Genomic DNA, 12711 nt, shown 5'->3' with positions numbered 1-12711 from the left:
CGCTTTACGATGGGAAGAAAAGCGGGCGCGACCGTTACGTCATCGCCGATCCTTGAGGTGCCGCCGCGGCGGCTCAGATCGCCAGTTCTTCCTCGGCCTGGAGCAGCGCCTGGGCCAGCCGCTGGCCGCTTTCCCAGGCGCGCTCGATTCCCGCGCCGGCGATGCTGTCGCCAATCAGGGCGACCCGGTTTTCGCGGTCGCCCAGCCAGTAGCCGCCGACCGAGGTTTGCGGCAAGGCGTAGCGCCACAGGTGGGCGGCCTCGACGTCGACCGGGCATGGCAGGCCGAGCAGCCCCATCAAGGCCGAAGCGGCGCGGGTGCTGGCCTCTTCGATCGGGGCTTCGAGGTAGGTTTCGGCGAATTCGTGGCTGCTGTACACCGCCCACAGACCGGAGCCATTGAATGCCTGGCGCACTGCCAGATTCAGCAAATGGTCGTCGAACTTGATGACATCCGCCGCCGGGCCGCCCTCCCAGCGCATCAGGAACGACCAGATCGGGCGATAGCGCACTTCGCCCAGGCGCTCGCGCAGCAGCGGCAGCGCATCGAGCATGGGGAGGGCTTGCGGGGCGGGGACGCTGCAGATGATGCAATCGTAATCGCCAAGCGTCCGGCCGTTTTCCAGGACGATGGTGCGCGGCTGCAACGCCGCGACCGGGCTCAGGGTGTGCAGACGCGCATCGCCCAGCAAATGGTGCACCAGTTGCGAAGGCTCGATGGTGGGCCGGTAATGGTTTTGCAGCTGCGCCTGCGCCCACGACACGGTGGCGCGCCCCTGCCAGATGTTGCCGCGCACCGGAGCGACCCAGCCCTGGCGCACCCAGTCGCGCAGCTGGCTGCGGAAGGGATCGCGCCGGGCCGAAAGAAACGGGCTCGCCAGCGATGCCCAGCCTTGTTCCATGCGCCTGGTCGACAAGCGCCCGCCGGCGCCGCGCGCCTTGTCGTAGACGTCGACATCCCAACCCGCTGCGGCGAGTTTTCCTGCACAGCTGGCGCCGGCCACACCCGCGCCGACAATGCCTGCTCTAAATCTTGTCATGCTTTTTTCCCTTGTTGCGGCCGCATCGCGGCCGGCTTGTTGCTTGCCTTGCGGCTTTCAAATTCAATGACCGTGGCCACGGGCTATCGGTTCCGGTCGGCGAATATTTTCTGCATGGACACGTGCGGTATGCCTGCCTCTTCGTATTCCTCGCCCACAGCGACGAAACCGGCCCGCGCGTAAAACCCGGCCGCATGGGTTTGCGCGCTGAGCCTGACGGTAGCGTGTCCGCGTGCCTGCGCCGCCTGCAAGGCCGCGGCCAGCAAAGCCTGGCCGACCCCGCGCCCGCGCCAGTCTGGCAGCACCGCCATGCGTCCGACATGGCCGTCGGGCAGCAGACGGGCGCAGCCGATCGGGACAGCGCCATCGGCGATGGCCAGCAGATGCAGCGAGTGAGCGTCGTGCGCGTCCCATTCCAGCGCTTCGGGCACGCCCTGCTCGTCGATGAAGACCGCACGGCGTACCACGCTCAAGCGTTGCGCATCGTGCGCCCAATCGGTTTCGAGCAGCGTGAAGGCGGCCATGATTCAGGCGCCGCCGTGAGCGAACCGCCGCGCCGCGCGATGGCCGCGTGCGGCCTGCACGCCGCGCAAGGCCCACAGCCCGGCGGCAAAATAGCTGCCGGTGATCAGCAGGGACTGGCGATGGTCGCCCTGAGTGATCCAGCTGGCCGCACCGTAGGTCAGCGGCCCGATGATCGACGCCAGCTTCACCGCCAGCCCCCACAGCCCGAAAAACTCGGCCTGCTGCGCCGGCGGCGCCAGCAGGCCGACCAGCGCGCGGCCCGCCGACTGCGACGCCCCCATGCACAGCCCGGCCAGGTTGGCCGCCACCCAGAACATGCGCTCGTCGGGCGCGCTCCAGGCCAGCAGCACCATCGCGATCCAGCCGACGAGTGTCAGCGCGATCGACCGCACGTGCCCGATGCGGTCCTGCACATGGCCGAACACGAAAGCACCGAGCGCTGCGGTGATGTTGACCACCAGCACCAGCACGATGGTGCGCTGGGTGTCGAAATGGAACACCTGGCTGGCATAGATCGCCGCCAGCGTGATGACCGCGGCGATCCCGGCCTGGTACAGCACGGTGCAGACGAGGAAGCGTTTGAGGTCGGGCAACCGGCCGAGATGGCCGAGGGTGTGGCGTACCTGCTGCCAGGCATTGCGCGGCGTGTGGCCGCCATTCGGCGTGGCGCGCTCGTGCAGCATCAGGAGCGCGGGCAGGCTCGCCAGCATGAAGATCGCGGCGGTGATGAGCATGGAGACCGGCACGAACTCGGCCGCAGTCTGCCCGCGTGCCTGTGCCCAGCCGATGTAGGCAAGGCTCGCGCCGAGCGACACCAGGCCGCCGACATAGCCGAGCGCCCAGCCCCAGCCCGATATCCTGCCGAGCGCGCGCGGCCGCGCCAATTCGGGCAGGAAAGCGGCGATGAGGTTCTCGCCGGTGCCGAAGAAATAGTTGGAGAGAACCAGCGCGGCGATCGCCAGCGCAAGCGCACCCGGCGCGGCGAAATAAAGCAGTGCGGTGGCGCCGACGCAGCCCAGCGTGGTCAGCCACAAAAGCCGTTTCTTGCTGGCATGGGCGTCGGCCCAGGCGCCGACCAGGGGCGCGGTCAGCATCACCAGCGCGTAGGAAACGGACAGGGCAAGGGTCCAGACAAAGGTCGCCCACGCCTCATTGCCCGCCACGCCCGCGACGAAATAGGCGCTGAACACGGCGGTAATGACCACCGTCGTGTAGCCCGAGTTGGCGAAATCGTACATCGCCCAGGCCCATACTTCGCGGCGCGTCACGCCCGGCTGCAGCAAGGGATTCATTGCGTTGCGTGGTCCTCGGCCTGCTGCTGCAGCGCCCACATATGGGCATACACGCCATTCTTTTCCAGCAGTTCGGGATGCCGCCCGCGCTCGACGATGCGCCCGTCCTCCATCACCAGGATCTCGTCGGCCTCGACCACGGTGGACAGGCGGTGCGCAATGATGAGGCTGGTGCGGCTCCTGGCGATTTCCAGCAGTTCGCCCTGGATGGCCTTTTCGGTCTTGGTGTCGAGCGCCGAGGTCGCCTCGTCGAGAATCAGGATCGCCGGGTTTTTCAACAGGGTGCGCGCGATCGCCACGCGCTGCTTCTCGCCGCCGGAGAGCTTCAGCCCGCGCTCGCCCACCACCGTGTCCCAACCCTGCGGCAAGGCTTCGATGAAGTGCAGGATGTGCGCGGCGCGCGCGGCCTCGATCACTTCCTCGCGGCTGGCATCCGGGCGGCCGTAGGCGATGTTGTAGTAGATGCTGTCGTTGAACAGCACGGTGTCCTGCGGCACCACGCCGATGGCGGCGCGCAGGCTGTCCTGGGTGACGTGGCGGATGTCCTGGCCGTCGATGCTGATGCTGCCGGCGCCGACATCGTAGAAACGGAACAGCAGGCGCGCCAGCGTCGACTTGCCGGCGCCGCTGGAGCCCACCGCCGCCACCGTCTGGCCGGCGGGAATGGTGAAGCTGACGTCGTGCAGGATCGGCCGGTCGGCATTGTAGGCAAAGCTGACGCGATCGAACTTCACCTCGCCCGCCACCACGTCGAGATCGCGCGCGCCGGGCCTGTCCTCGACCTCGCGCGGCCGCCCCATCAGCGCGAACATGCGCTCGACGTCGGTGATCGACTCCTTGATCTGGCGGTACATCACGCCGAGAAAGCTCAGCGGCTGGAACATCTGCAGCAGGAAGGCGTTGACCATCACCAGGTCGCCCAGCGTCAGCGTGCCCTCGACCACACCGGCGGCGGCGCGCAGCACCATGAGTGTCACGCCGATGGCGATGACGCCGGCCTGTGCGGTGTTGAGCAGACCCAGCGAGCGCTGCGACTTCAGTGCCATGTCTTCCCACTCGATCAGGCTCGTGTCGTAGCGGCGGGCCTCGTACTTCTCGTTGCCGAAGTACTTGACCGTCTCGTAGTTCAAGAGGCTGTCGATGGCGCGGCCATAGGCTTCCGAATCGAGCGTGTTGGCGCGGCGCACGAACTGGGTGCGCCATTCGGTGATGGTGACGGTGAAGCCGATGTAGGCCGCCAGGGTGATCAGCGTCAGCACCCCGAACACCCAGTCGAGCTTGACGAACAGGATGCCCGCGACCATCAGGATTTCCAGCACCGTGGGGGTGATGCGGAACAGCAGGTAGCCGACCAGGCTCGACAGCGCGCGGGCGCCGCGTTCGATGTCGCGGGTGATGCCGCCGGTCTGCCGCTCCAGATGGAAGCGCAGCGACAGCGCGTGCAGGTGCTTGAACACCGCCATGCTGATGCGGCGCATCGCGCGCTGCGTGACCTTGGCGAAGATGACGTCGCGCAGGTCGGCGAAGGTGGTGCTGGCGAAGCGCAACACGCCGTAGCCCAGGATCAGCGCCAGGGGCAATACCAGTTCGGGGCGCGGCCGGTCGAGCGCGTCGATGATTTCCTTCAGCACCAGCGGCACCGCCACCGACGCCAGCTTGGCGCCGACCAGCAGCGCCAGCGCCAGCAGCACGCGGCCGCGGAATTCCCACAGATAGGGGAACAGACGGCCCAGGGAGCGCAGACTGGGGTCGCCGGGCGGCGGCGGCGCGGTGTGGGAATGAACGGCGGGATGCATCAGGTCGGTTAGAATCGTGGCTTGTTTTTCCCGATTTTACGTCCATGGGCGGCCGATTCCGCCCCGGGCGACTGAAATAGCATGAAACTCTACGGTATCTCCAACTGCTCCACCGTCAAAAAAGCACGCACCTGGCTGGCCGATCGCGCGCATGGCGTCGCCTTCCACGACTTCAAGAAACAGGGCGTCGATGCCGCCTGGCTGCGCGAGGTCGTGGCGCAAACCGGATGGCAGGCGCTGGTCAATACGCGCGGCACCACCTGGCGCAAGCTGACGGATGCGGAAAAAGCCGCCGTCACCGATGAAGCCTGCGCCATTGCCCTGATGCTGGCCCAGCCCAGCGTGATCAAGCGCCCGGTGCTGGAGCGGGATGGCAGTTATCATCTCGGCTTTGCCGAAGAACACTATCAAGCCCTGTTCGGAGAATGAGTCTGCATGGCCAATGAAACTTTCGAGCTTGCAGTCGAACTGCTCAAGCGCAAATCGCTGACCCCGGACCACGCGGGCTGCCACGATCTCATCGCCGCCCGCCTGCAGAAACTCGGCTTCCGCATCGAGCGCCTCTGCCACAACGGCGTCGACAACCTGTGGGCGCGCAAAGGCGACACCGCGCCGGTGATCTGCTTCGCCGGCCATACCGACGTGGTGCCGACCGGGCCGCTGGAGCAATGGCTGTCCGATCCGTTCGAGCCGACGGTGCGCAACGGCCAGCTCTACGCGCGCGGCGCCGCCGACATGAAGACCTCGGATGCCGCCTTCGTCACCGCCACCGAGCGCTTCGTCGCTGCGCATCCCGATCACCCCGGCTCGATCGCCTTCCTGCTCACCTCGGACGAGGAAGGCCCCGCCACCGACGGCACGGTACGCGTGGTCGAGGCGCTGAAAGCGCGCGGCGAAACGCTCGACTACTGCATCGTCGGCGAACCCACCAGCGCCGCCGAATTCGGCGACACCATCAAGAACGGCCGCCGCGGCTCGCTGTCGGGCACGCTGCGCATCAAGGGCGTGCAGGGCCATATCGCCTATCCGCATCTGGCGAAGAACCCGATCCACCTGGCCGCGCCGGCCATCGCCGAACTCGCCGATACCATGTGGGACGAGGGCAACGCCTATTTCCCGCCGACGACCTGGCAGATATCGAACATCCATGCCGGCGCCGGCGCCACCAACGTCATTCCCGGCGTGGTCGAGATCCTGTTCAATTTCCGCTTTTCCACCGCCAGCACGGCCGAAGGCCTGATGGACGCGATGCACGAAATCCTCGATAGCCACGGCCTCGATTACGAAATCGACTGGAGCCTGTCGGGCAATCCTTTCCTCACCCCGCGCGGGCCGCTGTGCGACAAATTGAGCGAGGCGATCCGCGAGGTCACCGGCCTCACCCCCGGACTGTCGACCTCCGGCGGCACCTCGGACGGCCGCTTCATTGCCGACATCTGCCGCGAAGTGGTCGAATTCGGCCCGCTCAACATGAGCATCCACAAGCTGAACGAGCACGTCGCGGTGGAGAACATCGAGCAGCTGGCGGCGATCTACGAGAAGACGCTGGAAAAGCTGCTGGGGTGAAAACCCTGTTTCATCCGCGCTTCGCGGATAAGCATTCTGGATTGAAATGAAACACTTCGACGATACCGAATCCCTCATCACCGTGCGCGACTGGCTGCGCTTCGCGGTGTCGCGCTTCAACGAAGCGCGGCTGTCCTTCGGCCACGGCTCCGACAACGCCTTCGACGAAGCGGCGTACCTGATCCTGCACACCCTGCATCTGCCGCTCGACCGGCTCGAGCCGTTCCTCGATGCCAGCCTGACGCATGGCGAATCCGAACAGGTGCAGGCGGTGATCGAACGCCGCGTCAAGGAACGCATTCCCGCGGCCTATCTCACGCGCGAGGCCTGGCTGGGCGAGCACCGTTTCTATGTCGACGAGCGCGTGATCGTGCCGCGCTCCTTCATCGCCGAGCTGCTGCACGAACAGTTGGCGCCGTGGGTCGAGGATCCGCAGGCAGTGGGCAGCGTGCTCGACCTGTGTACCGGCTCCGGCTGCCTCGCCATCCTGGCGGCGCTGGCCTTCCCCGATTCCCGCATCGATGCCGTCGATCTGTCTGCGGATGCGCTGGCCGTCGCCGCGAAGAACGTCGCCGATTACGGCCTCGCGGATCGTATCGAGCTGGTTGAATCAGACCTGTTCGCGGCGCTGAACGGCCGCACTTACGACGTGATTATCAGCAACCCGCCCTACGTGAACGCCGAATCGGTCGCCGCGCTGCCGCCGGAATACCGGGCGGAACCCGCGCTGGCGCTCGGTTCCGGAGAAGACGGCCTGGACGCCACGCGGCAGATTCTGGCGCAGGCCCAATCCCACCTCAAGCCCGGCGGCCTGCTGCTGGTGGAAATCGGCCACAACCGCGACGCCCTCGAAGCCGCCTACCCCACCCTGCCCTTCACCTGGCTCGATACCGAGCGCGGCGATCAGTTCGTGTTCATGCTGCGGCGCGAGGATCTGTAAGCCGCCTCAGTCTCCCAGGCTGGCCGCGATGATCGCGGCCAGTTGCCGCGCGGCGGCCCGAATCTCCGACCCCGGCGCTGCGCCCGGATGCGCCGCGGCGATTTCGATTCCGTACAGTTCCAGCCGCGACGGCAGGCCGTCGAGTTCGCGTGCCAGCGTCAGCGCCGCCAGCACGCCGAAGCCATGGCTGGACAGGCCATGGCCGTAGCTGGGCCAGTCCTTCTGGTCGAATCGTGCCAGCCGGCCGGGCTGGCCATTGCTTTGCATGGCGTCGACCAGAATGACCCGCTCGACGCCCCCCAGCAGGCCAATCAGCCCCGCGCCCGGCCGATCCAGTTTTTCGATGACGAGCGCCTCGCCGGCCTGCATGCCGCCGGCCAGCAAGGCATCGACGACCAGCCAGCCGGCCTGGTCGTCGCCCGACGGCGAACCGATGCCGAGGATGCGCACCCCGCTCATGTCCGCTCCACCTTCATGCGCAGGAAGTGGGTGGCGCAGGAAATGCAGGGATCGTAGTTGCGGATGACTTTTTCGCAGTGCAGCCGCAGCGCCTCGTCCGGGTGATCGAGACCGAAGTCGAGCAGCGACAGCCGCAAGTCCTCTTCAATCCGTGCCTGGTTCTGGCTAGTTGGCGGCACGATGCGCGCGCTGACCACGCAGCCGTCGGCGTCCATCTCGTAGCGGTGCCACAGCAGGCCGCGCGGCGCCTCGGTGCAGCCGGTGGCCACACCGGCGCGCGGGGTGACCGGCACCCAGGGCGAGTCCGGCACGCGATAGCCGTCGAGCAGGCGCAACGCTTCGTGCAATGCCAGCAGGATTTCCACCGCGCGTGCCAGCAGGCTGTGAAACAGGTTGCGGCTGGGCAGCGCGAGGCCGGTTGCGGCCAGCAGCGCCTTGATGCGCGCGGGCAGCCGCTCGTGGTTGAGGTTCAGCCGCGCCAGCGGCCCGACCAGATAGGGCCGCTGGCGATAGCTGCTGAACAGCGCGGTGGAATGCGGTTCGTGGCGCTCGGCGAAATGCTCGTCGTAGGCCTCCGCGCCGATATGCAGGCCGTCGCTGGCGCCGATGTCGCCGCATTCGATGGCGTAGTCGAGCGGGTGCCGCATGGCGACGTAGACGAAGTCCTGATCGTCCTGCGGCACTGCAATGCCGGCCGCCCAGCGGATCAGCGCCTCGGCTTCCGGCAGCGCCGCGCGCAGCTTGTCCCGGATGTCGCCGATGCGCTCCACCGAAGGCGCGCCGTGAAATCCGCCGACGCGAATGCCGACCGGATGCACCGAACGCGCGCCGAACAGATCCATCAGTTCGTTGCCCAGCGCCTGGATGCGCAAGCCGCGGCGCACTTCCTGCGGGGCGATGCGCGCCAGTTCGATGACGCTGTTGCAGCCGAAGAAGTCCGGCGCGGCCAGCAGATGGATGTGCAGGCTGTGGCTCTGGATCCATTCGCCGCAGTAGAACACCCGGCGCATGGCGCGCGCCCACGGGTCGAGCTCGACGCCGAACAGCCGTTCCAGCGCCTGCGCGGCGGTGGCCTGGTAGGCCACCGGACAGATGCCGCAGATGCGCGCCACCATGTCCGGGATTTCGGTGTAGCTGCGGCCTTCGAGGAATTTCTCGAAGAAGCGCGGCGGCTCGAAGATGCGCAGGCGCAGCTGGGTGATCTCGCCGTTGTCGATGCGCAGGTCGAGCGCGCCCTCGCCTTCCACCCGGGTCAGCACGGGGACGTGAATGGCCACGCTGCGGCGCTGTTCACTCATCGCGCTGCATTCTTGCCTTGTCCGCCGCCGCCAGAAACGCCGGCGCCTGGCTGTTGATCGAGCGGAAGCGCCGGGCAATGGCGGACGGATCGAGTCCCTGGCGGCCGAACTGCGCCGCCAGCGCGTCGGTGTTGGCGTTTTCCGCCGGGCCGTAGCAGCCGTAGCAGTCGCGCCCCAGACCGGGGCACAAGGCGCCGCAGCCGGCTCGCGTCACCGGCCCCATGCAGGGGATGCCGCGGCTCACCATCACGCATGCGAAGTTGCGCCGCTTGCATTCGCTGCACACCTTGTCGGCGTCGTCGCGCGGCGCCACCCCCAGCAGCAGGGAATTCACCACCGCCAGTATCTGCGGGCCGCTGACCGGGCAGCCCCACAGCTCGAAGTCCACCGCCACGTGGCTGGAAATCGGCGTCGAGCGTTCGAGGCTGGCGACCGCAGCGGGATGGCTGTAGATCTGCGCGGCCCATTGTGCGCCGTCGGCGCCGTTGCGCAGGGCCTGGATGCCGCCGGCAGTGGCGCAGGCGCCGATGGCGATCAACATGCGGCTGTGGCGGCGAATGCGCTGGATGCGTTCGAGGTCTGCCGGCGTCGACACGCTGCCTTCGACGAACGCAACGTCCGCTTCGGCATCCGGGTCGAGCGGGCCGGCTTCGGCGAAGTGCACCAGCTCGACCCGTTCGGCCAGCGCGAGCAGATCCTCGCCGAGGTTGAGGAAGGCCAGCTGGCAGCCATCGCAGGAGCTGAACTTGTGCACCGCCACGCGCGGTCTTGTCGGCACACCCATCAGAACCCCCGGTGCTCCAGCAAGGACTTGACCTGGCCCCAGTCGAACACCGGGCCATCGCGGCAGACGAAGGCTCCGCCAAACTGGCAATGGCCGCAGCGGCCGACGGCGCATTGCATGTTGCGTTCCATGCTCAGATGCAGGCGCGACTCGGGCAGGCCGCGCGCCAGCAGCTTTTCGGCCGCGGTCCGCATCATGCCTTCCGGCCCGCACATCATCGCCGCCGCGCGGCCGGGGTCGAACCGGGCCTGCTCTAACAGTTCCGTCACGCGCCCGACATGCCAGGGCCACAGTGCCCCGCCCTGGCTCGCCGCAAGCAGCACCTGGGTATCCGGCAGCGTGGCCCAGCGGTCGTATTGCTCGCGCCAGATCAGATCCTCGGCATGCTTCACCCCCTGGATGACGACGAGCTTGCCGTAGCGTTCGCGGCGCCTGAGAAGGTAGTGAATGACGGAGACGGCCGGTGCGCAGCCGAGCCCGCCGGTCACCAGCACGATGTCGCGTCCCTCCATTTCCCGCAACGGCCAGCCGCGCCCGTACGGTCCGCGCAGCCCCAGGCTGTCGCCCGGCCGCAGCGCCGCCAGCCCCCGGGTGACGCGCCCCAGGGCGCGGATGGTATGGCCGATGCCGTCGCGTTCTTGCGGATCGGACATGACCGAGATCGGCACCTCGCCCACCCCGGGCAGATACAGCATGTTGAACTGGCCGGGCGCGAACCGGTAGGCTGCCTGCGCCGCCGCATCGCTCAGGCGCAGCTGCAGGGTGAAGATGGTGGGCGACTCCTGCGTGCGTTTCGCCACGATGGCTTCGAGCGGCTGGCGCGCGGTCATGGCCGTTCCCGCTCTCCGGCCAGCACGGCGGCTTCCGCGGTGAGGTCGATTTCCGCCGGGCACCAGGCGATGCAGCGCCCGCAGCCGACGCAGCCGCTGCGCCCGTACTGGTCGTGCCAGGTGGCGAGCTTGTGGGTCAGCCATTGGCGGTAACGGCTGCGGATATCGGGCCGCACGTCGAAGCCATGCAGATGGCCATGGCTCGCGCCAAAGCAGGAATCCCACATCCGCACATGCTCGCTGGCCTGGCCGTTCAGCGCAGGCTCGTCCATCTCGGCATGGCAGAAGCAGGTCGGACACACCGCGGTGCAATTGCCGCAGGCGAGGCAGCGTGTCGCCACCTCGTCCCACTGCGGATGTTCCAGCCGGCTCATCAGCACATTGCGCAGGGTGCGGCCGGGCAGGCTGCGCGTCTGCCCGGCCGCTGCCGCCTGCCCCTGTTGTCGTGCCGCGGCCAGCTGCTGCGCGGAGGCGGGCGGCAGATTCAGCGTGTTCAGCAGCGCTACCCCCTTCCGGCTTCCCGCCGCCGCGACGAAGCCGTCAGCCAGTTCCGCCAGCGCAATGTCGTAGCCGGCGCTCGGGGTCGGGCCGTCGCCGGTGGACGCGCAAAAACAGGTGGATGCCGGCTCGGCGCATTGCACCGCCACCAGGAACAGCTGTTCACGGCGCCGCGCGTAATGGCTGTCGGGCTGGTCGCCTTGCAGGAAATGGGCATCCTGCAAGGCCAGCGCGGCAAGGTCGCAGGCGCGCACGCCGATCAGCGCCAGCATCGGGGCGGGCGGCGCCACCGCCATGAAGCGCAGCCGGCCCTGTTCATCCCGCTGCGCCCGCCATAGCGATTCGCGGGGCGCGAACAGATGCGGCTTGATCGCCTGCGGCCCGTTCGCCCAGGCGAAATAGCGCCGCTGCGGGTCCTGCTGCAGCCGGTAGCGTCCCGGCGCCTGCGCGGCCTGCAGGCCGCGCGGCAACGCATCGGGCGTTGCGAGTTCGCGCATGACGATGGCGCCGTTCTCCGCCACCGGGCCGAGGCAGCGATAGCCCAGTTCCATGAGCTGCGCCACCAGCATGCTCAACTGGGCGAGAGGCAAAAAACCGGCTTCTTCAGGCGGGGGGGACATAGGCTGCGGCACAGGGTGTTTTCTGCAGTGTATGCAGAAAGCCCCGGGCGGAACAGGCCCTTGCCTCGCCCTTCCCCGGCCATCGAGCACAAAAGGCCATTGCGAGCCGTTCGCTATAATGCGCCTTTGATGTAGTAATGGAGGAGTGCCCCATGCAGCAGCAACTCGATGTGTTCGTCGCATCCCTGACTTCTTTCTGGACGCAAATGGCAGGGTTCGTGCCGCAGTTGCTGGCAGCCCTGCTGCTGCTGTTCGTCGGCTGGCTGCTGGCCAATCTGGTGCGCACCGGCGTCATGAAACTGCTCGACGTGCTGCGCTTCGACAACCTTGCGGAAAAAACCGGCATCGAAGCCTTCCTCAAGCAGGGCAACCTGGATGTCTCGCTGTCGCGCCTGCTGGCCAAGCTGGCGTACTGGGTCATCATCTTCATCGTCATTGTCACCGTGGCCAACAGTCTCGGCCTGCACATGGTGGCCGACCTGTTCAACAAGATCGTGCTCTACATCCCCAACATCATCGTCGCCATCCTGGTGCTGGTGTTCGGCGTGCTGGTGGCGCGCTTCATCAATCGCCTGGTGTTCGCCTATCTCAACAATATCGGCGTGCAGGGCGCGCTCACCATCAGCACGCTGTCGGAATACGGCGTCATCATCTTCGTGGTGTTCGTGGCGCTGGAACAGCTGGCGATCGGCACCGCGCTGCTCACCGCCGCGTTCCAGATCGGCTTCGGCGCGATCGGCCTGGCGTTTGCCCTGGCGTTCGGCCTCGGCGGCCGCGAATGGGCGGCCGGGGTGATCAAGAAACTGACCGAGAAGTGAATCGAATCCGGACGGGCAAGGCCTGCCCGGATTATTGAGGCGGCCTTTTCCGCGCCGTCATGAGTGGGACGGCTCGTTGAGCCGCCCCGATAGAACGCTGCTTCAAATGCGTATTGGTGGGGCCTCCCGCGCCGCCTCACGCAGTCCTGGCGAGCTGGCCTTCAATGCCGCTCACACTTCATCGGGCCGGATCGTTAACGCATGCGCGGCTTGCGGGTGTGCTTGTCCGGCACGCCGCGGGTTTGC

Annotated in this window: 13 protein-coding genes; 4 read left to right on the top strand and 9 right to left on the bottom strand. The window is 67.3% G+C overall.

Annotated features, from left to right (window positions below):
* Window positions 1-73: 73 nt before the first annotated feature.
* The 4 genes from BGO62_RS04560 to BGO62_RS04545 form a co-directional block, all read right to left on the bottom strand.
* Entirely contained in the window at window positions 74-1039 is a 966-nt protein-coding gene (locus BGO62_RS04560) for an NAD(P)-binding protein (protein ID WP_296639649.1), read from the bottom strand.
* An 83-nt stretch (window positions 1040-1122) separates the two neighbouring features.
* Window positions 1123-1563 (bottom strand): GNAT family N-acetyltransferase, encoded by a 441-nt coding sequence (locus tag BGO62_RS04555; protein ID WP_296639732.1) that lies wholly within the window; start codon window positions 1561-1563, stop codon window positions 1123-1125.
* A gap of 3 nt (window positions 1564-1566) precedes the next feature.
* Window positions 1567-2856 (bottom strand): MFS transporter, encoded by a 1290-nt coding sequence (locus BGO62_RS04550; RefSeq protein WP_296639730.1) that lies wholly within the window; start codon window positions 2854-2856, stop codon window positions 1567-1569.
* On the bottom strand, window positions 2853-4652 hold the full coding sequence (locus tag BGO62_RS04545) for an ABC transporter ATP-binding protein/permease (protein WP_296639727.1): 1800 nt from the start codon (window positions 4650-4652) through the stop codon (window positions 2853-2855). Before BGO62_RS04545 ends, BGO62_RS04550 begins: the two co-directional genes overlap by 4 nt.
* Window positions 4653-4733: 81 nt before the next feature.
* Between BGO62_RS04545 and BGO62_RS04540 the strand changes: the two genes are divergently transcribed.
* From BGO62_RS04540 to prmB, 3 genes are read left to right on the top strand one after another with little or no spacing between them, the layout of a single operon-like run.
* Window positions 4734-5081 carry an ArsC family reductase gene (locus tag BGO62_RS04540; protein WP_296639725.1) on the top strand — a complete coding sequence of 116 codons (348 nt, stop codon included), beginning with the start codon at window positions 4734-4736 and terminating at the stop codon, window positions 5079-5081.
* Window positions 5082-5087: 6 nt separating this feature from the next.
* The gene (gene dapE / locus BGO62_RS04535; protein ID WP_296639723.1) at window positions 5088-6218 is read left to right on the top strand and encodes a succinyl-diaminopimelate desuccinylase; all 1131 of its coding nucleotides are present in this window, start codon (window positions 5088-5090) and stop codon (window positions 6216-6218) included.
* 46 nt (window positions 6219-6264) lie between these two features.
* The gene (gene prmB, locus BGO62_RS04530) at window positions 6265-7158 is read left to right on the top strand and encodes a 50S ribosomal protein L3 N(5)-glutamine methyltransferase (RefSeq protein WP_296639721.1); all 894 of its coding nucleotides are present in this window, start codon (window positions 6265-6267) and stop codon (window positions 7156-7158) included.
* A gap of 6 nt (window positions 7159-7164) precedes the next feature.
* Here prmB and BGO62_RS04525 read toward each other — a convergent pair whose 3' ends face one another.
* From BGO62_RS04525 to BGO62_RS04505, 5 genes are read right to left on the bottom strand one after another with little or no spacing between them, the layout of a single operon-like run.
* Complete coding sequence (locus BGO62_RS04525; RefSeq protein ID WP_296639719.1) at window positions 7165-7617, bottom strand: hydrogenase maturation protease; 453 nt, start codon at window positions 7615-7617, stop codon at window positions 7165-7167.
* Window positions 7614-8915, bottom strand: coding sequence for a nickel-dependent hydrogenase large subunit (locus tag BGO62_RS04520; protein WP_296639717.1), 1302 nt, complete (start codon window positions 8913-8915; stop codon window positions 7614-7616). Before BGO62_RS04520 ends, BGO62_RS04525 begins: the two co-directional genes overlap by 4 nt.
* Window positions 8908-9699 carry a sulfhydrogenase subunit delta gene (locus tag BGO62_RS04515; RefSeq protein ID WP_296639716.1) on the bottom strand — a complete coding sequence of 264 codons (792 nt, stop codon included), beginning with the start codon at window positions 9697-9699 and terminating at the stop codon, window positions 8908-8910. Before BGO62_RS04515 ends, BGO62_RS04520 begins: the two co-directional genes overlap by 8 nt.
* Window positions 9699-10529 (bottom strand): FAD/NAD(P)-binding protein, encoded by an 831-nt coding sequence (locus tag BGO62_RS04510; RefSeq protein WP_296639715.1) that lies wholly within the window; start codon window positions 10527-10529, stop codon window positions 9699-9701. The genes BGO62_RS04515 and BGO62_RS04510 overlap by 1 nt, the downstream gene beginning before the upstream one ends.
* Complete coding sequence (locus tag BGO62_RS04505; protein ID WP_296639712.1) at window positions 10526-11647, bottom strand: 4Fe-4S dicluster domain-containing protein; 1122 nt, start codon at window positions 11645-11647, stop codon at window positions 10526-10528. The genes BGO62_RS04510 and BGO62_RS04505 overlap by 4 nt, the downstream gene beginning before the upstream one ends.
* Before the next feature lie 152 nt (window positions 11648-11799).
* On the opposite strand from BGO62_RS04505, the gene BGO62_RS04500 reads away from it, so the two are divergent.
* Entirely contained in the window at window positions 11800-12465 is a 666-nt protein-coding gene (locus BGO62_RS04500) for a hypothetical protein (RefSeq protein ID WP_296639710.1), read from the top strand.
* Window positions 12466-12711 lie beyond the last annotated feature (246 nt).

The sequence above is a fragment of the Thiobacillus sp. 65-1402 genome (assembly GCF_001897685.1).
In the GTDB taxonomy this organism is placed as follows: Bacteria; Pseudomonadota; Gammaproteobacteria; order Burkholderiales; family Thiobacillaceae; genus Thiobacillus.
Note: the sequence above shows the minus strand (reverse complement) of the source record. Positions and strands in the feature narration are given on the sequence as shown.